The sequence below is a fragment of the Pseudomonas phytophila genome (assembly GCF_025643095.1).
Classification (GTDB): domain Bacteria; phylum Pseudomonadota; class Gammaproteobacteria; order Pseudomonadales; family Pseudomonadaceae; genus Aquipseudomonas; species Aquipseudomonas quasicaspiana.
This window is the reverse complement of the sequence record NZ_CP081201.1, coordinates 6,446,778-6,470,712: the sequence shown is the minus strand read 5'-3', so window position 1 is coordinate 6,470,712 and position 23,935 is coordinate 6,446,778. Positions and strand designations below refer to the sequence as shown.

Sequence of the window (23,935 nt, the reverse complement as noted above, 5' to 3'; positions counted from 1 at the left end):
GTGTTGATCAGTCCTTCAGTGCGGCAGCGAGTTGTTTGACCTTGTCCAGGTCGCCCTTGGCAACTTTGGTCACGCCAGTGCCGTATTCCGGATCAGCCTTGTAGAGGAACGAAAGCATGATGTTTTTGCTTTCGGTATCGGTGGTGGCCAGCGACTCACCAAAGCTTTGGATCAAGTCCTGCTGGTCTTTTTTGCTGTACGAACGATACAGGTCGCCCGCTTGCTTGAAGTTCTGCTCGCGCTGAATCTTCGCTTGTTGCGTGGTGCCTGACAGCGGTAGCTGGCTGTAGCGAGCGGCCTCAACAGCAGGGCGCGGGTTGAGGCGGCTTGGCTCATAGTTGACGCCGGTTGTGGTGTTGCCGCTGTTCAGCGAACCGTCCTGATTGCCGTTGTTGACCTTAACCTTTGGCGCGTTGATCGGCAGGCTGAAGACGTTGGTGCCGACGCGGTAGAGCTGAGTATCTGCATAGGAGAACACGCGGCCCTGCAGCAGGCGGTCTTCCGAAGGCTCAATGCCTGGCACGACGTTGGCTGGAGCCATCGCGACCTGTTCGGTTTCCTGGAAGAAGTTATCCACATTCTTGTTCAGAACCATCTGGCCAATTTTGCGTTCTGGAACGTCCGGCCAGATTTTGGTGGCATCCAGTGGGTCAAAATCAAACTTGGCCAGGTCTTCAGGTTTGATCACCTGAACGTAGAGGTCCCATTTCGGGAAATCCCCTTTCTTGATCGCATCCACCAGATCATTGGTGAGGTGGCTGTAATCTTTGGACTGGACTTCGGCAACCTGTTTTGGATCAAGGTTTTTCAGGCCTTGCAGGCTTTTCCAGTGGAACTTCACGTAGTTCACTTCGCCTTTGGCATTCACCAGTTTGTAAGCGTGAACGCCGTTGCCATCCATGGTGCGATAGCTGGCGGGAGTGCCTTCGTTGGAGTACAGCAAGGTCAGAGTGCGAGTAGCTTCCGGCACGTGGGAGAAGAAATCGAAACGGCGCGAGTCGTCATCCAGGTTGGTGCGCGGGTCAGGTTTGAACGCATGCACCATGTCCGGGAACTTGATGGCATCACGGATGAAGAACGTCGGGAAGTTGTTGCCGACCAGGTCCCAGTTGCCGTCTGCGGTGTAGAACTTGGTTGCAAAGCCGCGCGGGTCACGCAGGGTTTCCGGCGAGTGATTGCCGTGTACCACTGAGGAGAACCGCACGAATACCGGTGTGTGTTCACCTTTGCTGAAGACTTTGGCTTTGCTCAGGTCAGATGCACCTTCTGACGCAACGAACTCCCCGTGGACACCAGTGCCGCGCGCGTGCACGACGCGCTCAGGGATGCGTTCGCGATCAAAGCGCTGGAGTTTTTGCAGCAGTTGTACGTCCTGCAACAGGACCGGGCCGGTCGCACCCGCGGTTTGGGAATTCTGATTGTCGCCAACAGGGGCGCCATTATCACGGGTCAGGTTGTCAGCGTAGGCTGCGGAGCTTGCCATCAGGCTTGCTCCGATCAGACTCACTGCGACGTGGAAGCGAGGTATGGGCATCACAGGTCTCTCTCTGTTTTTGGTTGTTCTGAGAGCCTTAGCGTAAAGACGAGTCTTGCCGTTCATGAATTGTTTAAAGCTATGTCCTTGATAAATTTGGACATTTGAACTTAATTCGGATTTGGTGATCGTTTCGGAATTTCAACAGGTTACGGCTTCGGAATGGCAGCCGTCTGTTGCATGAGAGGAGAGGTATGACGTGCGAATCCGAGCCACTTCGCCGCTCTTGATCATTGCTTGAATTGCTTTATTTATACCCGGAAGCAGGGTCACAAGTTCCGGCTGTAGCTTGATGCTGATCGCAGAATCGCTGAGGCTCGCGCCACGCTCGAACAGATTCGGGTCCATGCCTTGTTCTGCGACGAGGTAATCGAACAGATCATCGACCATTGCGATGGCGTCAACGCGTCTTGCCAGTAGCAGTTTAAGCAGAGCAGGGTCTTCCGAGGTTTCCAGTTCGACCAGGTGCTTGTCCGCAAAGGACGGGTCCATGGTCAGGTAGGTATAGCCCCGGACGGTGCCGATAGTCAGGCCACGTAACTTATCCACAGGGACTTTGGCGGCTGGGCTCCCTTTGAGCACGTAGAGGTGTTCCTTGACGCGCAGGTAGGGTTCGGAAAACACAAAATGTTGAAGTTCTTCGGGGCTGTTCCACTGCACCGAGTCGGCGTAGTTCATATCGAGCTCGTTCCTGCCGAGCATGGCTTGCAGCCGATTGACCGGGTAAGAAACGAACTGCGCCTCGATATTGGCTTGCTGCAGAACGCGGCGGACGATGTCGGTGGATATGCCGCGCAGATTGCCTTGCTTGTCTTCATAGCTGAATGGCCGCCATTGGGTGCCTCCAGCCTGGTAAACCTCTGCGTGCGCTGCATTGGTCAGGACTAACGCCGTCAGTAATATTCCATGACACAGGTTGCGTAAAAACATGCTCGACTCTGCCTCCGTGCAAAATGGCCTGAGCCCAAGTTAGCAGCCAAACGTGGCGGTCACGTGAAGATTTTCGCAACACGCAAAAAAGCCCGCGCTGATAAGGGGCAGGCGGGCTGGTTTTGCACAGGCGGCTATTGAGAAATCTGCTTGTTCAGCTCCGGCAGAACAAAGTTTTTCACGATGTATAGCGAGCCTTCTTCACTGAGGTGCCCGGAGTCGATTTGCAGCAGCGAGTCATCCTGCAGCCGCGCCAGACAGGCGTTGGCGATACAGAGTTTGTCGATCAGCGATACAAAGTCGATCGCCTCAGGATCAATCTGGCTGTGGGTTGCCCGGTCAGCGGCCATGACGCTCTGATCCAGCGCCGGGTCGCTTATGTGCGATTCGTTCTGCTTCCAGTGCCGGTTGGCGATGACACTTGGCAGGGAAGGGCTCCATTGCGGTAACGGGCCCAGCAGGACGATGTTTTTGACCCCGTAACGCTTGAGGCGAGTGGCGATGTCATTCCAGCGGGTTTTGTCGTGCTGATCCTTCTGGGCGATCACCACGACATCCGGGCGCAGCTCGCGAATACTTTGCAGCGCGGTCCGGTTGGAATAGTTGCAGGTCAGGCGTGGCGCGGTGGCGCGTCCATTGTCCTGAGTCAGGCTGGGTTTGCAGCCGGCCGAAGCGACCTGATAGAACGGTGTGTCGTGTGCCAGTAAGGTTCGTAAACCCAGGGACAACGCCTGGGCATGAGAGTCGCCCCACAGAAAGACGCCACCGTGCCCGCGTTTCTCTGTGCAGGACGGATCAATGGCGGACAGGCCGCGCTCGGTGAATGCTGAAAAGGCGTCGCATTTGAGCCAGTAGGTTTCATACAGATTCTTCTGCCGATTGGCGTAATCCTGAACAAAGCGCGCCTTGTCGGAAATGCTCACCGAGCGCAGCGCCGAAACCGCACCTTCCGTAGCATTTACCGCCCCTGCGGCGACAAATACCGAGCCGATCAACGCGCTGACAGTGGCGTACCTCCAGCGTCGTCTTCCGAAAACTGCTGAGGGGGATTTTTCAATCAGATGATAAGACGCCATGCCCAGGCCAAAGGCGCAGAGTATGCCCAACACCAGGCTGGACGTTTCGCCCAGATAACCCGAGTAACTCATGAACACCACCACCGGCCAGTGCCAGAGGTACAGCGAATAAGATAGTTTGCCGGTCCATTGTGAGAATCGGTTGGCGGTCAGGAACGAGTCTTGTCGCGCTGCAATGATCACGGCCAGGGTACCCAGCACCGGTAGCAACGCCAGATAACCTGGCCATACGTCCTTCTCGGAGAGGGCAAGGAAACTCGCCAGCATCAGCCCCAGCCCTACGCGCTCCAGAGCGCGTTGATGCGACGTCTGGAGCTTGATGGGGAACGCACACGCGGCCGCGCCGACCAGCAGCTCCCAGGCGCGTGTCGGCAGCAGATAGAACGATGGCTCCGGCCATTTGAACGACGCGAATACACAAAAGCCAAACCCGCCCAGACAGGCGATCAGGATCAGCCAGCGCAGTCGGTGCAATGCAATGACTCGGCTCAGCGCCAGCAATACCAGCGGATAGATCATGTAGAACTGCCACTCCACCGACAGCGACCATGTGTGCAGTAACCATTTCTCGTGGGCGCCCGGAGTGAAGTATCCGGCTTCGAACCAGTAAATGAAGTTCGATACGAAACCCAGGCTGGCAGCGATGTGTTTGCCCAGTTCGCTGTAGTCCTGCGGCAGCAAGTAGAACCAGCCCGCCAACAGGAGCACGAAGCACAGCGCCGCAAGCGCCGGGACTATCCGTCGCGCTCGGGATGCATAGAACGTCAGCAGGCTGAAGTTTCCCGCATGCAGGCTGCGCAGGATGATGCCCGTGATCAGGTAGCCGGAGATTACGAAGAAGATATCCACGCCCGCAAACCCGCCGGGTAACCAGTCGGGATTGAAGTGGTAAAGCAGCACGGCGATCACCGCGATGGCGCGCAGTCCATTGATGTCTTTTCTGAAGTCCATTGCGTTACGTCATCCGGTCTGGAGGCGGAGCAGGGCACGAGATCAGCGGCGCTGTGGCGCCACTGTCTCGGAGTTCAGGCTGATGATTTTCGGAAAGCGGGTGAGGGTGACGGGAACAGCGCAACTGCCGTCCTGACAGTGCCAGAAGGCCTCGCCGGATATTTGCCCTTTGGCCGGGTCAGCCGTGTCGACGAACATGACCGGGCCTCTCAGCGGGCGCTGAGTGGTGATCTGCTCCAGGCGTGGCCCGCCGACATTCCAGGCGGCAATGACATGTTCATCACCCCTGTCGAAGTGCAGTTGGTAGGCGTCGGCAGATTGAGTGCTGGCCTGCGCGTCCCAGGTGAAATGCCTGATCACGTCGGCGATGGCTTTGACCATCCCATAAGCTGGCTTGGGTGACAGGTCCTGATTGAGCAGGCCAAAGTTATGCTCTTGGTCGGTTCTGTCTGGCCCGTCATTGATCAGGTCATACCACCAAAGGCCTTTGATGTTCGGGACGGTGCGGGTGAAAAACAGAATCTGCGCCAGGTACGCCGCCTGGGTTTGTTGGGTATTCCCGCATGGACCCTTATGGCTGGGCCACGCCATTTCCGTGATGTAGATCGGCACGATGCGCCCGGCCCTGGTGCGAACGTGTTGTTCATAATCGCGCAGCCATTGCACCCAGCTTTCCGGGTTGTTGCGCCCGTCGGCGGCGCAGTGGGCGTAAGGATGAATCGATAACCCGTCAACGAGGTCTAGCATGCCTGCGTCGATCAGCCGATCAGCGAAGCCACCGTCCATGCCTTCAGGTGTCACCGAGCCCGCGAGGATTTTGGCCGGAGTGCCGTTTACCTGAGTGGTGTTCTTGCGGATCACCGGTACGGCTTCACGGACCAGCGTGGCGTAATCCGCACTGAGTTGCGGGTCTTTGGGGGCTTCAAGGTCCCACTCGTTCCAGATCTCGTAGAAATCGACTTTGTTGCCCAATTGGCCGGTGACGTAATTCACGTAGTCCAGGTAACCCGCCTTGACCGTCGGCGTGCGCGGTTTGGCGTTGTCATGAAAGGCCGCGCTGTAGTCCAGAATCGTCAGCCTGTTCAGATTCAAGCGGGTGGCGGTGCTCAGGTAGTCCCGCCACGGCGTTATGATGCGCCACTGATCGGGCTTAGGCTCTGCGGTCGACCAGAAAACGTCGTCTTTGACGGCGCTGAATCCAGCCTTGGCAGCCAGTTCCAATGCGGGCTTCGACGAGGCGTCGAAGTTCATCAGGTGCGTGCTGATGCCCAGAATAAAAGCCTCTTGGGCCTGCAGCGCAGTGCAGGTCAGCCAGGTCATACAGGCCAGTGCGGCGGCAAATCCTTTGCCCGCCATGGTCAGTACACCGTCGGTGAGGGCGACAGGTAAAACTCCTGCAGTCTCGGGGTTCGTCGACTATCGAGAAGTTTGTCAGACAGTGCATGACCTATCGCCAGGCCCAGGAACAGATTGGCAACGGTCACTTCAAACATGTCGGTGGTCCAGCCGATCATGCAGCAGCAGAAGGTGATCGCCAGCAATGCTCTACCGACATGGCTGTCGTCATCGGTCAGCTTGAAAAACAATGGAATCTGCATCAGGTACAGCAGCACGCCGCCCAGCCCGAGCATCGCCCACAGGTACATGGCGCTGCTGTCCGAACCGGCCAGCATCTCGCCACCGGGAACCGGGAACATTGAAGCGGCGCCACCGAACATGCCGAAGCCTGCACCGGTGAGGCTCCAGCCTTCTTTGCTGACGGCGTAAGCGACATTGGGCCAAGTGTTGATCAAGCGGTCATACAAGGTGCCCAGTGCCGAGTTGCTACTGCTGATGGTGTGCAGATCAAAGTCATAGAGCATGCCCAGCACCGGCAGCAGCATCCCCGCAAATACCGTCATGACGCAGGCAATTCGCGTCGTCCAGCGCATGCGGCTGATCAGCAATAACACCAGGGTCAACGCGAAGGCTGCGGCGGGCGCTTTGCTGGTGGTCAAGACGATGGCGTACAGCGCCACCGGGCTCAACAGCAGCCACAGAAGCCGTGAGCGCAGCAGCATGAGCAGGTATAGCGTGTAGATGGCGATCAGGATCGACAGGATGTTGGATACCCGTGCGAACCCGGCGATGCGGTCTTCGGTATCCGTAGTCCATGAGGTGTTAGCGCTCAGCTCGGCGTCGCCGATGCTGTAGCTGTAGCCCTTCCACGGCACCGAGGTGAATTTGTCCAGCGCGATACCCACGATCGATGCCGCGAGGCACAGGCCAATCACCCATAAAAACAACCTGCGTCGATGGACCAGATGTTCGCTGCAGACCATCCCGAACAGCAGCGGGCTGATGCCAAACAAAGCGAAAGCCACATTGTTCAAGCTGGCCCCGTGCAGCATTGCCAGTACGCTGGAAACCACCAACAGCAGCAAGCTCAGCCAGACCACCCGACCGGCTTTGTAATCACGCAGCTCCAGGGCAAACATCACCAGGCAGGCAATTTTCGGCACATACAACAGAGGCCCGATGCCTGCCTTGTCGAAGTAAAAGCGCAGCGCACCGGAAAAGGTCTCGATCAGAATCAGGCTGATGGCAATCCATACCACTGCCGTCGATTTGTTGAAGGCCAGAATCGACGAGCGAGCGTCGCGGCCTTTCGCAGAGTTCAACATCATGTTTTCTGCCTCGGGAATGCTGATTGAGAATTGGGTTGCCACTTAAGAAGCTTGCGAACACCGGCCCGTGCGAATTCATTCGCGAAAGGGGAGTGCCAGGCACAGCTGCTTTTCAGGTCGGGCCCCTTCGCGAATGAATTCGCTCCCACGGGAAATCGCATTTCAATTCAGTGGGGATGCAGTAGTTAAAGGGAGAGCACTTGGGGAAAAGCATCATCCACGCTACCGCTTATCAACCATGGGGAATGGTCAACGCGACAGGAAAACAGGGAGGGGGAAATCAGAAAGGACAGGGGCTATATCAGCCTGAGTTCGCAGAACTGTCAATCAATTCGTCAATATTTGAGCGCGATCCGACAGGCAGGTATTTTAACCATCGGTAACGTAATGAATTTAATGGACATTAAATATTGGCGTATTCGCCGATCGTGATGCGGAGGTGCATGCAGCATTGCTGCAATGCACCTCTTCATCAGTTCAGGCTACGCCGGGTACTTACGCTTGTCAGGCGCGGGCGGGAAATACTGGTACAGCCAGGTTTCGCTGAGCGTTCGGTCCTGAGTCTTGATGTACATACGCATCTGCACAGGTTCGACCGAGTCGCTGTCTGGCAGCCAGTCGAAAATGATCCGATAGCCTTTGATGTCCGGCAGCACGAGGATGTTGAATTCCTGCAGCTTGCCGTGCGAGACGGTCACGATAGGCTCGATAGCGGTGCCTTCCGGCAGGTTTTCCAGGCCGCCGCCGTTGAAGTCCACAGCGAAACGTCGGGCCCAGAACTTCGGGTAATGCTCGCCCGGTGCCCAGCCTTCGGTGAAACCGCCCATGCCGGAACGAGTGGCATGCACTTGCGCCAATGGCGTGCGCACTGGTGGCAGCGGTGCCCAATACAGCTTGTAGCCGTAATTGACCGATTGCCCGGCTTTGATTTTGTCCTTCGGCGTCCAGAACACAACGATGTTGTCCATGGTCTCGCCGGTGGTGACGATTTCCACCAGATTGACCGCGCCTTCGCCCCACTGGGTCGTGGGTTCTACCCAGAGGCTTGGACGGCGGTGATACCAGTCAACGGTGTCCTGATAGCTGGCAAATTCGTGGTCGGTCTGCACCAGGCCGAAACCTTTCGGGTCTTTGTCAGCAAAGGCATTGAATTGCAGGCTGGGCGGGTTGTTCAGGGGGCGGCAGATCCACTCACCATTACCACGCCACATGGCCAGGCGATCCGAGTCATGGATTTGCGGGTGAATCGTGTCGCACATCCGGCGCTCGTGAGTACCGCAACTGAACATGCTGGTCATCGGCGAGATGCCCATCTGATCGATGTCAGTGCGCGCGTTGATGTTCGCATCGATCTCCATGACCACCTGGCCGGACTGGCAATCGATATCGAACTTGTATGCGCCGGTGCAGCTTGGCGAATCCAGCAGTGCGTAGACCACAAAACGCGTGGCGTTCTTGTCCGGAGTTTCGAACCAGAACTTGGTGAAGTCGGGGAATTCTTCCTGGCGCTTGGCGTAGGTATCAATGGCCAGGCCGCGTGCTGACAGGCCGTATTGCCTGTTGCTGTCCACTGCGCGGAAATAGCTGGCACCGAGGAACGAGACCACATCGTTGATGGCGATTTCGGGTGCCTTGAACAGCTTGAAGCCGGCAAAGCCCAGGTCACCTTTGACCAGCGATTTGTCGATGCCGCTGGACTCGTAGTTGAACAGTTCGTGACGGAAGTGCACTTCCCGGGACTCTTTGGTCTTCGGGTTGACGCTGTACATGCGCACCGGCGTTTTGAAGCCCATGCCGACGTGGAAGAAATGCACGTCCAGTTGGCCATGAAGCTCGTTCCACAAGGAGTGGCCAGCGTCGTATTTGATCGCGTTGAACTGTTGCGGTGTCATGTTTGCCAATACAGGAGGCAGTACTTGCTTGTTGCTGACGTAACCCCGACCAGCCAATTGCTTGGCATGGGCTTTCAGTGCATCGAAGTCGAAGTGTTCGATTTCGCCGTCGGCCGTGGCGGCCATCGCGCGTGCAGCAAAAAGCCCTGAGGCCGGAACGCTGCTATAGGCCGCCAGCGCCATGGATGCTTTCAGGAGAGTCCTGCGATTCATAAGGTGAAGCCCCTAACGAGTACTGTGCATCCTGCACAAGAAAATTTGCGCGCTACGACTCCTTGCTGAACGCCAAAGTACCGACAACAGATAACAAACACAGCATCTGGTTCGAAAAAAACATAAATAATTACGATTTAGATGTGCCGGAATTGTTTCTGGATGGCGCATTCCTCCTGTGGGAGCCGGGCTTGCCCGCGATAAAGACACCGCAGATATCTGACCCATCGCATCAAGCCCATCGCGGGCAAGCCCAGCTCCCACAGGTTCTGCGTAAATCCGTCGGACCGGCTTCAGCCGGGAAAGCGTCGAAACATTCGCTAAACGTCCTTTGCCAGAAATCCCGCTTCCCCGGTTGAAGCCGGTCCGACGTCATCAATTCCTCCTGTGGGAGCCGGGCTTGCCCGCGATAAGAACACCGCGGATATCTGACCCATCGCGGGCAAGCCCAGCTCCCACAGGGGCATGCGTATCACCAGACTACGACTGTGTCGGCAAACCGATCACGCTCATCGCCGCCTGGCGCAGGGCTTCTGAGCGGGTGGGGTGGGCGTGGCTGATCAGCCCGATGTCTTCGGACGATGCAGCGAACTCCATGGCAACACAGAACTCGGCGATCATCTCGCTGACGCTTGGCCCCACAAGATGCACGCCGAGAATTTCGTCGGTGCGTTCATCGGCCAGGACTTTCGCGAAGCCATCCGTTTCGTGGTTGACCTTGGAGCGGCTGTTGGCGCTGAACGGGAACTTGCCGATCTTGTAAGCGCGGCCATCCGCCTTGAGCTGTTCTTCGGTCTTGCCGACGCTGGCCAGCTCCGGGCGGGTATAGATCACGTTGGGGATCAGGTTGTAATTCACTTCACCGGCCTTGCCGACGATGCGCTCCAGACACACCGTTGCTTCGTCTTCGGCCTTGTGCGCAAGCATCGGACCTGAGGTGACGTCGCCGATCACCCAGACATGCTCGGCAGCGGTTCGATGGCCTTTGTTTTCAAGCATGCCGCGCTTGTCGACCTCAAGGCCGACCGTCTCCAGCCCCAGGCCTTTGGTGAAAGGCCGCCGACCAATGGAGACCAACACGTAATCGGCCTCGATCAACTCGGCTTCGCCACCGGCAGCGGGCTCAACGCTGAGATTCACGCCATGATCCGTCGTGGTTGCGGTCGTGACCTTTGAGCTGAGCTTGAAGGTGATGCCCTGACGCGACAGTGAGCGTTGCAGTGTCTTGCCCGCTTCCAGATCCGTGCCGTGGGCAACGTGATCAAGATATTCCACCACCGTGACTTTCGCGCCGAGACGTCGCCACACTGATCCCAGCTCCAGGCCGATGACCCCCGCGCCTATCACGACCAGATGCCTGGGCACTTCAGCCAGAGACAGCGCGCCGGTGGAATCCAGAATGCGCTTGTTGTCGATCTCTACACCGGGCAGCGGTGTTGGCTCGGACCCGGTGGCGATGATGATGTCCCTGGCTTGCAGCTCGGTTTCCACGCCCTGTGCATCGGTCACGATCACTTTGCCCGGACCTGCAATGCGCCCCCAGCCTCTGATCCATTCTGCCTTGTACTTGCGAAACAGAAACTCGATGCCCTTGGTCAGGGCCGCCACGCTGTCGCCTTTCTGTTTCATCATCTGCGCAAGATTGAGCGTAGGTGTGACCTCGATACCGAGCTTGGCGAACTCCTCGCCCGCGGCCGACTCGTACAGCTCCGACGCATGCAGCAGTGCCTTGGAAGGAATGCAGCCAACGTTCAGGCATGTGCCACCCAACGTCTCACGGCCCTCGACGCAAGCCACGCTCAGCCCCAACTGACCGGCCCGAATGGCTGCGTTATAGCCACCCGGACCGCCACCGATAATCACAACGTCATAACTGCTCATAGCCTTTGCTCCTGAGTCGAGATGCGGGAAGTAAAGCCCAGAAGATAGCGGGCTTTTAAATTATGGTTGTAATTTTTAGGGGGGTAAGCGTCAAGCGGCAGCTTTTTTGTAGGCGCAGCTCCCGGCCGTCGCGCAGCAATAAACGGATCTGTAGGAGCGCACGAGCACCGCGAGGCCGCGATAGCGGTGTATCAGACAGGCCGCCATCGCTGCCTGGCGGTGCTCGTGAGCTCCTACAGAAAAGCATTAAAAATCAGTTAGTTGCCTGACATGCCACGTCACGTCCACCAGTACCGCACGAGGTGGAAGAAGATCGGCGCGGCAAAACACACGGAGTCGAGGCGATCGAGCATGCCGCCGTGACCTTCGATCATGTGCCCCCAGTCCTTGACGCCACGGTCGCGCTTGATCGCGGACATGACGATGCCACCGGCAAAACCCAACAAGTTGATCAGCAGCGCGATCAGAATCGACTGCCACGGGTTGAATGGAGTAATCCAGAACAATGCTCCGCCAATCAGCGAGGCAAGTGCGATGCCTCCGACAAAACCTTCAACGGTCTTGGAGGGCGACAGATTGGGCGCAATCTTGCGCTTACCGAAGAGCTTGCCGCAGACGTACTGCAACACATCCGACAGTTGCACCACGATCACCAGCCAGGCGATCAGCAACAGATTACGGCCTTCGTACCCGGCGATATCCAGCGTTAGCAGGGCAGGAACGTAGGACACGCAGAACACTGCGATCATCAGCCCCCACTGGACCTTCGATGCACGCTCGAGGAAATGTTTGCTGTCGCCCCCCAGCGAGGCAAGGATCGGCAACAGCAAGAACACGTAAACCGGAATAAAGATCGAGAACAGCCCGTACCAATCCATCCAGATCAGGATGTATTGCAATGGCAAGGCTACGTAGAAAGCTGCCACTAAGGCCGGGTAGTCGCTTTTGCGGGTCGGCGTCAGGGTCAGGAACTCCCTCAGGGCATAGAACGACACCGCGTAGAACAGCAGGATGACAGCGGTGTATCCCAGCGAAAAGGCGATGCCGATGACGATCACCATCACCCACCACGCGTTGATCCGCGCGTTCAGGTTGTCGATGACCGAATTAGGGCCGCCAGCCTTGCGTTTGAGGATGTAGCCGATCAACGAGGCCAGCAGCAGAATCGCGCCAATCCCCATGAACAACATTTGGGTCTGCTTATCCATCAAAGCTGCTCCGGAGCCAAGGCCAGCAGCGCTTCACGGCTGCGCGACAGAAACTGTTCTTTGCTTTCTTCACTGCCCAACTGCAATGGCGCGCCGAAACTGGTGGTACACAACAACGGCAGTGGCAGTATTCGCCCTTTTGGCATTACACGATTGAGGTTGGCGATCCACACTGGCACCAGCTCAGCCTGTGGATAACTTTTAGCCAAGTGGTACAACCCACTTTTGAACGGCAGCAGACCCTCTTCAGGGTTACGGGTGCCCTCCGGAAAGATGATCAGCGAATCACCGTTTTCCAGCGCTTCCAGCATGGGCTGTAACGGGTTGCTTTCCGGCGTCTTGCGCTGCCGGTCCACCAGCACGCCATTGAACACACCGTTGATGATGTAGCGGCGCAGAGGACTGCTCTGCCAGTAATCCGCGCCCGCAACGGGGCGAGTCAACTTGCGCAGCGCTGGAGGCAGCGAAGCCCAGAGCAAGACGAAATCGCCGTGGCTGCTGTGGTTGGCGAAGTAGATGCGCTGTGTCGGCTCTGGAGAGCTGCCGAGCCACAGGCTGCGGGCACCGGTGATGCTGCGCGCGCCTGCTGTAATCAGCGTCGCGACCAAGGGTTCAAACATGGCGTTTCCTCAAGAGGTGAAGGACAACCAAGGGAAAATAACGACGGCACTCAGCAATACCAATAACTGAATGGCCAAAAACAAAAGCTGCTGGCGCAGAAGCCGCAACGCACCCTGACTGCGGACTGACCACGCTCGGCCAGCTTTATCCACAGGCTGCAGGCCTAGCTTGATCAAGGCATCATCCAGCGCGGCAGTGCGATCTGTTGGCCACTGAGGATCGCTGGCTATGACGTGGAACAGATCAGCGTCAAATGCCACGCGCATGGCGTAGTACTTTTCCAGCAGACCCAGAATCACTCCCGATACAGCGAGTATCAACAGGAACGGTTGAGCCCCGGTTATCAACAGCTGAATCAGGCCGAAGGCCAGACTGAGCAGCGTCAGCCCTGTGGACAAATTATCAAGTGCCGTACCCCGACGCAGCAGGCTGGCAACCACGTGGAGCTGCATTTCATGGGACATCTCTGTTTGCCTTCAGGTGAGTCTGCGCCGGTTTGACGCCATCGCGAGCTAGCTCGCTCTTCTCAAAAAAACTGCAACTATCTGATTTTGAAAACGTTTCTGTAGGATCTTACGAGCACCTACAGGTCTCAGTTCGCAACAGCGCAGTGTCAGGGAAGCGTGGTGCTGTGCAAAACCGCTGTATGCCCGGCACCCAAAACAATTCTTGGCGCTGCAGCGCGGAGCATGGCCACTGCGTTATCCACAGACTCGGCGCGTCCAGTGTGTAGAAGCCATGCCGCGACGGCTGTGGCGCTACGAGAGTAGCCCAGCGCACAACAGACCAGTACGGGGCCACGCTGACGCAAGCGTTCAATTGCTCTAGCCGCTGTCAGACATTGCTCAAGAGTGGGGACGGTCAGGTCCAGCACCGGCACCGCCTGATAACCAAGAGAACCGGTATTCAGCGGCAATTCGGCACACATATCCACAACCGCTGTGAACGGCAAAAGCTGGGATTGAGCAGGTAATCGACCCAGCCAGACGTTATCCACAATCGAACTGGGGTCTGGACGTGATCTTGTCCACAACCTTGAATTTATCCACGCCCCTGCAAGGTAAGGCGCGAATAGCCAGCGTGCTGCTGGGGATAAGCTCCCACTCTCGCGCTTCTGAAAGCCATTGGCGCCCAGCAGCAGGTAATTGATCGCCACCAACAGTAACGAAACCGCTGGCCAGATCAGCCACAGCCAGCCACCAGCAAGCACCAAGGCCAAGGCTGCGCAGGACAGAGCACCCACGGCGTAATACGCGCTGAGCCTCAACCGTTGCGGATCATGGCTCAGCCTTAAGGACAACGCTGGGCTGCGGCCCTGATCAGGCCATAGCCAGACACAGAACCATCCGGCCAATGCGCCTGTGGGTAAGTCGATGAAGTGGTGTTGCCAAGTGGTCAGCACTGACAGGCCAATTAGCGCAAACCAACCGTGCAGCAGCCATCGCCATCCTGCGTGGAAGTTACGCAGATAGCGGTCGTAGCAGACCCATAACACCACCAGCAGCGCGATGTGCAGCGAAGGTGCTTGATTGAACGGCTTGTCAAAACCTGCCAAGACGGCGAACAGCCAGCCAAACAGCCCGTCCAGCTCCGGACGCTCGAAAGTGAAGCGCAGAGGCCAGAGCAGGAAGCAACTGACTGCAATCAGTTGCGCGCTGAACAGGCGCAGCGCATGGGTATCCAGCTCGCGTCGTGTCAGACAGGCCAGCAATGAAAACCCGTAAAGCAGGTCGATGGACCAGTAGGGGATGATGGTCCACGCCCAAAACGGCATATCGCGTTCCCAGCCAAACACCAACGTGCCAACATCAGCACGCTGGGCGGTGTACCAGGTGGCAAAGCCGTAGCTGGCGAAGAAAAATGGTGCAAGAAATATCAGCCACACCACGGCCCGCTTCCATAGGCCTGGCTCGCGAAGGGGCTTCACTGGATGCGCTGCGCTACGGACACAGTGAAAATCCCCCATTCATCCACACGCTGGGTGATCTTGCGAAAGCCTGCCGCTTCAACCAGTTGATCCATCTCCGATTGGCTGCGACGACGCATCACCCAGGCTTGTCCCTCCCGATGGCTGGTCAGGGCGCGCGCGATCAACTCCAGTTGCGGGTGCCATGGCTGGCCGGTGTACACCAGATAACCGCCAGGCTCTACGGCCGCTGCCAGACCAGCCAATGAGTCGCCGACCATCTGATTGCTGGCAAACAACTCATACAAACCGGACACCACGGCCAGTGTCGGCTTTGGGTCCAGTGCGGCCAGGTCATTGCGGTCGAACGCATCCGCCTTGATGAAGCGGGCGATATGGCCAAGGCCCTTTTGCTCGATCAACGCGCTGCCGTCACGCACGTTGATGTCGCTGTAATCGCGCAGCAGGATCGACTCCGGCAGCGGATCCACCCCTTGCAGCGATTCCAGGATGTAACGCCCGTGTCCTGCGGCGATATCCACAATACGTACCGGTCTGCCCTGATTGCGCAGTTGCGACATGGCCAGCCGCAGCAGTTCTTCCACGTTAAGCTTGCGTTGGCGAATACCGCGCCAGCCGATGGAGTTCAGGTAGTTCTGGTCAATCACCTTGCCCAGTGCAGAGGTGCCACTCGGCTGATTGCGATAAACATAATCCAGCGTACTGCCGGAGTCGAAGCCGGTATCGAAGCCCAGTTTTACCCCTGTGGATAACTTCGCCCCCAGCCCCATGCTGGCGCGTGTCATTCGCCAATAAAGGTCACGCAACGAGTTGTGGGGCAAAGGTGCGGCCAGCGCTTCGGATTCAGCGCAGGTGGCGCCAATTTTGTCGGCGTCCAGCAGGGACGGGCGAGACACCGGTTCTTCGAAGTTTTGCAGGATGAAACGTCGTGCCCGGCTAATAGCCAGGTGACGATCGCGTTCCCCCAACGTGTCGTGGAAGAAGCCTGGCAGGATGTGTTTCTCTTTGCGCACGCTGCCCAGTCGTTCGAAGAAGCGCTCCTGCGGGCCGCGATGAACCACGAAGTCTGCGCCGGAGATCAGCAGTTGCGTCGGTATCGATATCGCTTCGGCGTCAGCGACGACTCGATCAGCCGCTTCGTAAAGTCCCAGCAGAACGTTGACCGATATCGCCTTGGTGATCAGCGGATCACTGTCATAGGACGCGATACGCTGAGGGTCATGGCTCAGGAAGCGTGCCTTGACGTAGCTGTTGACGAAGAAGTTGCCCTTGAATTTGCGCAGCAATGCCAGGCCCGGACGGGCGAAGGGCACGTACAACTTGACCTTGAAGGCCGGGGACGCAAGCACCAGTGCACGAATTTTCGGTGCATAGTCATGAGCCCAGGTGGCTGCGATCACGGCCCCTACGCTCTGGGCGACAACTGCCATGTTTTCTTCAGCAATGTCGAAGGTGCTGCTCAAGTGATCAACGAAGGTTTGCACGTCGCGCACACTGGTGGCGAAGCTCGGGCTGTCACCCCGTGCGCCCGGCGATTGCCCATGACCACGTGAGTCCCAGGCGAAGAAATCGAAACCTGGCAGATCCAGTTCATCTACCAGATGAGCGATGCGTCCGGAATGCTCGTGACCGCGATGAAACAGCAGCACTGCCTGACGCGGAACCGATGGGTCCTGCTCGGTGGCTGGCCAATGGCGATAGAAAAGTTCGACGCCATCATGAGTGCTGAAGCGCTGATCCTGAGCAACACGCATGTCCTAGATCCTTATGCTTGTGAGTTGTTGACGACATCTTCCGGACTGGACGCAGCAACTTCCGCCAGTCCGCGACGAACACGATTGACCAGGGTGTAAACCAGCAGTGCGCCGACGACCGCCAGGATGATGTTTATCCACAGGGCCGAGAGCCAGCCCACGGCAACGCCTGCACCGATTACACCGAACACGAATGCACGATCACTCTTGCCCATTGGGCCGTCATAGCGACGGGACGCGCCGATCATGGGCCCGAGCACGCCTGCATATTCGCTGAAGATCGCTCCCAACGTCACCACCAGCACCAGCCCGAGGCTGACGTCCGGGATCAAGGCGAATGGCAGGAATAGCGCACTGTCAGCGATGACGTCGGTCAGTTCATTGAGGTAAGCGCCGAGTCGCGATTGCTGGCCGAACTCCCGGGCAAGCATCCCGTCGATGGCGTTTAACGCCATGCGCACAATCATCCACAAGGGGATTAGCGCGAACACCCACAGGTGTTCGGAGAATACGGCTACCAGCCCGCCGATCAACAAAGAAACGATGCAAGCGCTCAAGGTGACTTGATTGGCAGTAACGCCCCGGTCATAGAGACGCTGAACTGATGGGCGCAGCAGATTTTGAAAACGGGGTTTGAGCTGATAGATCGAAATCAACGTGAAGCTATCCTTGTCGGCAGGTCAACTGTGCGCCTGTGGATAACCCGACGGCGCGCCCGGCTCTAGTGAACCACAACGCGATGATCATGGCCCGCTGATCTTTGCGCGAAAAGTCTCATCTGAGGGACTTTTCCACAGCGACCGACCAGTTTGGCGATCTTCTGTAAGCGCGACATCGTGAGACCGGCTTTAGCCAGAAAGAGAACAGTACGGTCGCCAACGTCAGACCTTCGCATACCGCAATCTGGCTGAAGCCGATCCCACATTGAAGATCAGCGTCCTATCTAACAAAAATTTCATTGTTGCTGTTATATCGTAACGCCATATCCTGTGGGTCAGCCCGCCGCAAATGCCGGGCTATGGCAGCAACATTCAGTAAGTTCTGGGGCGTCGATGCGGGTTGATCTGGATGTTGAGCACGGCGGCTTGAATGGCCTGCCCAGGTTTCAAAGGGCTGCGGTGCATGCGGCGCGGTTAAAACGCCTGACCTGGATAACGGGTGGGGCTGGCATTTTCGGTTTGATGCTGGCGCTGTTCGCCGACTTGTTTGCGGCGAATACTTTGTGGCCAGCAGTGCTGGTCAACGCTGCCGCCGCGTTGTTGCTGTTGGCGTCCGCATTGCAGTCAGCCCAAGGCGTCGCGCAATGGCGCGCTTTGGCGTTCAAGGGCGGCGAGCCTCACGTCGCCCCGCAGACTCTGGAGCCAGAGGACAGCGGCTGGTACGACCGGCTTCTTGGGCGCATCAGTCGGTTAGGTCACTCGACGTTGACGCAGATTGGCGCACCGACGCTTTGGCTGGCCGGTTGGTCGTTGCTGGCGCTGATTTGTCTCGACGCCGTGTGGGACCTGTCGCTACCGGGCAGCGACTTTTCCCGGATGGGCAGCGTCGCTGGCAGCGCGGCGGCGTTATTGGCGTTCGGCCTGCTGGTCCTTGAGCGCCAGTTCAGCGGTGAGCAGGCCGAGTGGCCGGAAGCGGCACAACTGGCGCAGATGACTCGCGTGGCGATTGCCGTGTTGCTGATTGGTGCGGTGTGTCTGTTTTTCTCAAGTGTCGAACGTCCATGGACGGCCCGGCTGGCGGTGTTGAGCGGATTATTGCCGGGCCTCGTAGCCGTAGAGTTGCTGATTCGTGCGGCGCTGTCCCTCTTCAATCCACGTAATCCCCGTGTCGAGCCGCGGCTGACGGCCAGCAGTTTCGTGGCAGGCTTGCTGCGCTGGCCGCCGCAACCTCTGCAGGCCTTGCAGCACGAATTACATAACCGCTTTGGTATCGACCTGCGGCAGATCTGGGCCTTCACCTACATGCGCCGGGCGTTTCTGCCCGTGCTGGCGGTGGTCATGGCGCTGGGTTGGGCACTCAGCGGTGTGCATGAAATCCCCATGCAAGGGCGGGGCATCTACGAGCGGTTCGGCAAGCCGGTAGAGGTGCTCGGGCCTGGACTGCACGGTGGTCTGCCCTGGCCATTTGGCCGGGTATTGAGGGTGGAAAACGGCGTGGTTCACGAATTGGCCACCAGCATTGCGCAGGCAAGCGGCATCACCTCTGTTCCAGTGCCTGATTCAGCAGAAGGACCTGCGCCGGCCAGCACTAACCGTTTGTGGGACGCCAGCCATATCAATGAAAAGTCTCAGGTGATCGCCAGCAGCGCGGGCGACAAGCAGGGCTTTCAGATCGTCAATATGGATGTGCGTCTGGTGTATCGCATCGGTTTGACTGACGAAGCGGCCATGGCCGCCACTTATAACAGCGCTGATGTGCCGATGTTGATTCGCAGCACAGCCAGCAGAGTGCTGGTGCACGATTTTGCTTCGCGGACGCTGGACGAGTTGTTGGGTGAACAGCGCGCCGATCTGGCACGTGAAATCGGCAACGCGATCCAGGCTGATTTGCAGCGACTCAACAGCGGCGTTGAGATTCTCGCCACGGTGATTGAGGCGATTCACCCGCCTGCCGGAGCCGCCAACGCTTACCACGCGGTTCAGGCCGCTCAGATTGGTGCTCAGGCGCTTATCGCCCGGGAGCGGGGCGCTGCCAGCAGCACGTCGAATATGGCGCAACTCAACGCGACCCAAACCCATGACAAAGCCACCGCCAGCGCGCGGGAAGTCATGGCTGACGCCCAGGCGGCGCAGTTGCGTTTCAGTGCCGAACAGCAGGGCTACGCCAAGGCGGGTCAGGCGTTCTTGCTGGAGCAGTACCTGACGCAACTCAGCCAAGGGCTGGCTCATTCGAAACTGCTCGTGCTCGATCACCGTCTGGGCGGCGCCAACAACGCGCCGACCATTGACCTGCGTACTTTCACCCTACCGGCAGACCCAACGGCGCCGCGTAAAGCCGTCCAGTAAGGAGTCGACCCTTGAGTCTGTTTCATAACCACGATCACGCCGGTCACGATCACAGCGGCCACGGCCATGACGGTCATCATCACGGTCACCACCATCACGGCGAATCATCCGGGGCCGCCTTTCCGTGGCGTCGAGGGATGCTCGCTGCATTGCTGATCGCATTTGCCGTGGCTGCGGCCAGTCTGGCGCAAGTGCGCTCAGGCGAGGCAACGGTGATTACGCGCTTCGGTAACCCTTCACGGGTGCTGCTGGAACCGGGTTTGAGCTGGCGCTGGCCTGCGCCTTTCGAGGCGGCAATACCAGTGGACTTGCGTTTGCGCACCACTTCCAGCGGTTTGCAGGACGTCGGCACCCGTGACGGGCTTAGGATCATCGTTCAGGCCTACGTCGCCTGGCAGGTTCAGGGTGATGCGGATAACGTGCAACGCTTCATGCGAGCTGTACAAAATCAGCCGGACGAAGCCGCGCGGCAAATCCGCACCTTCGTCGGCTCTGCGCTGGAAACCACGGCCAGCAGCTTTGATCTGTCGAGTCTGGTGAACACTGATGCCAGCCAGGTGCGGATCAGCGAATTCGAAAACCAGCTGCGTCAGCAGATTGATCAACAATTGCTCACCACCTATGGCGTGCGTGTGCTGCAGGTCGGGGTTGAGCGTTTGACCCTGCCATCGGTGACGCTCAACGCAACCGTGGACCGGATGCGTGCCGAGCGCGAAACCATTGCGACTGAGCGTACTGCTGTGGGCAAGCGTGAAGCGGCGCAGATTCGCTCCGCAGCGGAGCGTGATGCGCGGATCGTTGAAGCAGACGCCACGGTCAAGGCCGCCGATATCGAAGCTCAATCCCGGGTCGAAGCTGCGCAAATCTATGGCCGTGCCTACGCCGGTTCGCCACAGCTCTATAACCTGTTGCGCTCACTGGATACGCTCGGGACCATCGTTACCCCGGGCACCAAACTGATTCTGCGCACCGATGCCGCTCCGTTCCGGGTGCTGGTCGATGGCCCGCCCAAGCTGGATGGCTCCTCAGCGCCGAGTGGCAAAGCCGGGTCGCAACCATGAGTGAGCACGACGCGTCAGGCAATCAACGACCGGTCGTGAATAATCCATGGATGCAGGCCAGCCGTCTGGCGTTCCTGGCTCTGTATGGCGTAACGATTCTGGCCGCGCTGACCTGGGCAGTGTCCAACGTGCGGCAGATTGATCCGCAGAACCGTGCCGTGGTGCTACGCATGGGCGCATTGGAGCGGATCCAGAACGCCGGACTGCTGACCGCCTGGCCGCAACCGTTTGAGCAGGTGGTGTTGCTGCCGTCTGCGGACCGGGTGATTGAGCGCCGTGTGGAAACCCTGCTGCGTTCGTTCGCGGCTGTGCAGGCCGACAAGGCTGCGAGCTTTGCCGCACCCATGAGCGATGCGCTGGCCGGATCGGGTTATCTGCTGACCGGGGACGCCGGGGTGGTGCAACTGGACGTCACCGTTTACTACAAAGTCAGCGATCCGTATGCCTTCGTTCTGCAGGGCGATCATGTGGCGCCAGCGCTGGACCGAATCGTCAACCGCAGTGCCGTGGCCCTGACGGCGGCGCGGGATCTGGACACGATTCTGGTCGCTCGCCCTGAACTGATTTCGGCCGACAGCCAGTCAGCCGAAAGACGTGAGCGCCTGCGTGGCGATCTGGTGCGCGGTATCAACCAGAGGCTTGCAGAGCTGAGTGCGACTGGCGTCGGCATTGGCGTCGAAGTGACCCGCGTCGATGTGCAATCGAGTTTGCCCGGCGCAGCTATCAACGCTTTCAACTCGGTCCTGACTGCCAGCCAGCTCGCTGATCAGGCCGTGGCAAATGCGCGAAACGACGCGGAAAAGTCTATTCAAGCGGCCAATCAGCAGGCAGACCGTACCTTGCAAGTGGCGCATGCCCAGGCATCAGAACGTCTGGCCAAAGCCCGCACCGATACGGCGACGGTAGCCAGCCTCAGCGAGTCGATGCACGCCGGGAGCGATCCCGGTCTGTTGCAGCGCCTCTATCGCGAACGCGTGCCAAAGATCCTCGGCCAAGCCGGTTCCGTGACCACCATCGATCCCCGTGACGATTCCCGCCTGATCATTCAGGGAGCAGAACAATGAGTGGCGAAGCCGTTCACGAAGCCGTAGCAGCGTCCTCGGCGCAAAGCATGCTCACCCCCCCCGAACAACGCAGCGCTGCGCGACAGTTGACCCTGGCGATGCTGGCCCTGGGGCTGCTGGGGTTGGGCTTGATCTGGCGTTTTGTCGCGCCGGATCAGAATGGCGTCAGTCAGCTTTTGTTGGGCGCGGCATCCCTGCTGGTGGCAATTCCGGTGGTCAGTGCCGGTTGGCACAGCCTGCGTTACCCCAGCCTGCATGGCGTCACCGATCAATTGATCGCGTTGGCGATGCTTGGTGCCTGGGCCACCGGAGACCTGATGACGGCCGCGTTGCTGCCGATCATCATGATCTTTGGCCATGTGCTGGAAGAGCGCAGCGTCATCGGTTCTCAGGAAGCCATTCAGGCATTGGGCCGCCTGACTCGCAGCCATGCACGGTTGATCAAGGCCGATGGCAGCGTGGAGGAAGTAGACAACTCGACGCTTGTCGCTGGCGATCAGGTCGAAGTGCGTGCGGGCGATCGTGTGCCTGCTGATGGGCGGGTAATCTCGGGTCAGGCCAGTCTGGACACTGCGCCGATCACCGGCGAGTCAGTGCCGCTGGAGGCAAGGGCCGGGATTGAGGTATTTGGCGGGGCCATTAACCTGGATGGTCTGTTGCGTATCGAGGTGACGCGCACCGGCCAGGATTCCACGTTGGGCAAGGTGATCGCACTGATGCAAAGCGCTGAACGCTCCAAGCCACCGATCACCCGCTTGCTGGAACGTTATGCGGGCAGCTACATGGTATTGGTGTTGCTGATTGCCGCAGTCACCTGGTTCATCACCAATAACGCGCAAGCCATGCTCGCCGTGCTGGTTGCCGCTTGTCCCTGCGCGCTGGTGCTATCGGCTCCGGCTACCGCCATTGCAGGCATTGCCGTGGCGGCCAGGCACGGGATTCTGATTCGCAGCTCGGCCTTTCTGGAAGAGCTGGCCGACCTTACGTCGCTGGTCGTCGACAAGACCGGCACCCTGACTTTCGGCACGTTACGTATCGATTCTGTGCAGAGCGTTGGCCCGGAGTCGCCGCACCTCCTTCCGTTGGCGGCAAGCCTGGGCAGCGCGAGCAGTCACCCGGTCAGCCGCGCGCTGGCCAGTCTGATTGCCAAGGATCAGCAGTTGGCGCTCAGCGATATCCGCGAGCTTCAGGGCTTGGGTGTCATCGCGACGAGTGAGCTGGGCATTGCTGCACTGGGCCGTCCGGAGTTGTTCGAGCAATTAGGTATTACCACTGCCGCTGTCCCGATTCACGACGGTCCGATTGCGGGTCTGGCACTCGACGGCGTGTTTCTCGGTTGGCTTTTACTGGCCGATACGCTGAAGCCAGAAGCCCGTGCCGCGCTGGCTGAATTACGCGAACTGGGCCTGGGTAGACAGTTGCTGTTGACGGGCGACCGGCACGCCGTGGCGAACACACTGGCACTGGAAGTCGGCATCACCGACGTGCAGTCCCAAGCCTTGCCCGAGGACAAACTGACCCGGGTACGGGCCGAAATCAGCCGCGGCTTCCGGCCTATGGTGGTGGGCGACGGCATCAACGACTCCCTGGCCCTCAAAGCGGGCGTAGTAGGCGTGGCCATGGGCGCAGGTGGTGCCGATATCGCGCTGGCGTCGGCAGACATCGTGCTGATTGGCAGTGATCTTCGAAGGCTGGGGACCTGTGTTCGATTGAGCCGACAGTGCCGCCGCACGCTGCAGGTCAACGTCATCATCGGCCTGGGTTGGACGCTTGCGATTGTGGCCCTGGCTGCATTTGGCTGTTTAGGCGCGGCCGGGGCGATGGTCGCTGCGATTCTGCATAACCTGAGCACGCTGTTGGTCTTGGGTAACGCTGGCAGATTACTGCGTTTGCATGAGCCGTTGGGCGAGCTTTCAGCCACGGCGCAACGTTGAGTCAGTTATAGCTGGCATAAACGGCGAACCAGAGCGGTTCGTTAAGTATAAAAATTTGCTTGAGGTTTGAAGAACTCTGTTACAAATTAACAGTCAGTCATGAAGAGTGCTGCATTTCAGCCTCCATGTCTGGCTCGGATCAGGTGGGGTATAAGTCGTTCCCGGAAGTCGATTCGTAGTTATTGGCTATAGCGCCTATAGCGGGTTGGTTCTAATTC

The 23,935-nt window shown here is 58.5% G+C and carries 17 protein-coding genes; 4 read left to right on the top strand and 13 right to left on the bottom strand.

The window, feature by feature from the left end; genetic code table 11:
* Positions 1-7: 7 nt before the first annotated feature.
* The 13 genes from katB to K3169_RS29140 form a co-directional block, all read right to left on the bottom strand.
* Entirely contained in the window at positions 8-1,534 is a 1,527-nt protein-coding gene (gene katB / locus K3169_RS29200) for a catalase KatB (RefSeq protein ID WP_099270154.1), read from the bottom strand.
* A gap of 141 nt (positions 1,535-1,675) precedes the next feature.
* Complete coding sequence (locus K3169_RS29195; protein WP_263269336.1) at positions 1,676-2,464, bottom strand: substrate-binding periplasmic protein; 789 nt, start codon at positions 2,462-2,464, stop codon at positions 1,676-1,678.
* A 134-nt stretch (positions 2,465-2,598) separates the two neighbouring features.
* Positions 2,599-4,491, bottom strand: a complete 1,893-nt coding sequence (locus tag K3169_RS29190) for an acyltransferase family protein (protein ID WP_263269335.1) — start codon at positions 4,489-4,491, stop codon at positions 2,599-2,601.
* A 42-nt stretch (positions 4,492-4,533) separates the two neighbouring features.
* Complete coding sequence (locus tag K3169_RS29185; RefSeq protein ID WP_263269334.1) at positions 4,534-5,847, bottom strand: hypothetical protein; 1,314 nt, start codon at positions 5,845-5,847, stop codon at positions 4,534-4,536.
* 2 nt (positions 5,848-5,849) lie between these two features.
* Positions 5,850-7,157 (bottom strand): hypothetical protein, encoded by a 1,308-nt coding sequence (locus tag K3169_RS29180; protein ID WP_263269332.1) that lies wholly within the window; start codon positions 7,155-7,157, stop codon positions 5,850-5,852.
* A 482-nt stretch (positions 7,158-7,639) separates the two neighbouring features.
* Positions 7,640-9,262 carry a glucan biosynthesis protein D gene (locus K3169_RS29175; protein WP_027898349.1) on the bottom strand — a complete coding sequence of 541 codons (1,623 nt, stop codon included), beginning with the start codon at positions 9,260-9,262 and terminating at the stop codon, positions 7,640-7,642.
* A gap of 480 nt (positions 9,263-9,742) precedes the next feature.
* Positions 9,743-11,143: a dihydrolipoyl dehydrogenase gene (lpdA, locus tag K3169_RS29170; RefSeq protein ID WP_263269331.1), complete on the bottom strand. Its 1,401-nt coding sequence runs from the start codon at positions 11,141-11,143 to the stop codon at positions 9,743-9,745.
* 278 nt (positions 11,144-11,421) lie between these two features.
* Positions 11,422-12,351 carry a phosphatidate cytidylyltransferase gene (locus K3169_RS29165; RefSeq protein ID WP_027902502.1) on the bottom strand — a complete coding sequence of 310 codons (930 nt, stop codon included), beginning with the start codon at positions 12,349-12,351 and terminating at the stop codon, positions 11,422-11,424.
* Positions 12,351-12,971 (bottom strand): lysophospholipid acyltransferase family protein, encoded by a 621-nt coding sequence (locus K3169_RS29160; protein WP_099270147.1) that lies wholly within the window; start codon positions 12,969-12,971, stop codon positions 12,351-12,353. The genes K3169_RS29165 and K3169_RS29160 overlap by 1 nt, the downstream gene beginning before the upstream one ends.
* Before the next feature lie 9 nt (positions 12,972-12,980).
* The gene (locus K3169_RS29155; RefSeq protein WP_231674899.1) at positions 12,981-13,436 is read right to left on the bottom strand and encodes a hypothetical protein; all 456 of its coding nucleotides are present in this window, start codon (positions 13,434-13,436) and stop codon (positions 12,981-12,983) included.
* A gap of 149 nt (positions 13,437-13,585) precedes the next feature.
* The gene (locus K3169_RS29150; protein ID WP_411567024.1) at positions 13,586-14,938 is read right to left on the bottom strand and encodes a phosphatase PAP2/dual specificity phosphatase family protein; all 1,353 of its coding nucleotides are present in this window, start codon (positions 14,936-14,938) and stop codon (positions 13,586-13,588) included.
* Complete coding sequence (locus K3169_RS29145; RefSeq protein WP_263269326.1) at positions 14,896-16,653, bottom strand: bifunctional alpha/beta hydrolase/class I SAM-dependent methyltransferase; 1,758 nt, start codon at positions 16,651-16,653, stop codon at positions 14,896-14,898. Before K3169_RS29145 ends, K3169_RS29150 begins: the two co-directional genes overlap by 43 nt.
* 11 nt (positions 16,654-16,664) lie before the next feature.
* Positions 16,665-17,309: a CDP-alcohol phosphatidyltransferase family protein gene (locus K3169_RS29140; RefSeq protein WP_231674902.1), complete on the bottom strand. Its 645-nt coding sequence runs from the start codon at positions 17,307-17,309 to the stop codon at positions 16,665-16,667.
* Positions 17,310-17,705: 396 nt separating this feature from the next.
* Between K3169_RS29140 and hflK (K3169_RS29135) the strand changes: the two genes are divergently transcribed.
* Genes hflK (K3169_RS29135) through K3169_RS29120 form a run of 4 tightly spaced genes read left to right on the top strand, consistent with a single transcriptional unit; the run spans position 17,706 to position 23,717 of the window.
* Positions 17,706-19,658, top strand: a complete 1,953-nt coding sequence (gene hflK / locus K3169_RS29135; protein WP_263269325.1) for a protease modulator HflK — start codon at positions 17,706-17,708, stop codon at positions 19,656-19,658.
* Between the two features lie 11 nt (positions 19,659-19,669).
* Entirely contained in the window at positions 19,670-20,719 is a 1,050-nt protein-coding gene (gene hflC / locus K3169_RS29130; protein WP_263269324.1) for a protease modulator HflC, read from the top strand.
* Positions 20,716-21,783, top strand: coding sequence for a protease modulator HflK (gene hflK, locus K3169_RS29125; RefSeq protein ID WP_263269323.1), 1,068 nt, complete (start codon positions 20,716-20,718; stop codon positions 21,781-21,783). Before hflC ends, hflK (K3169_RS29125) begins: the two co-directional genes overlap by 4 nt.
* Positions 21,780-23,717, top strand: a complete 1,938-nt coding sequence (locus K3169_RS29120; RefSeq protein ID WP_263269322.1) for a cation-translocating P-type ATPase — start codon at positions 21,780-21,782, stop codon at positions 23,715-23,717. Before hflK (K3169_RS29125) ends, K3169_RS29120 begins: the two co-directional genes overlap by 4 nt.
* Positions 23,718-23,935 lie beyond the last annotated feature (218 nt).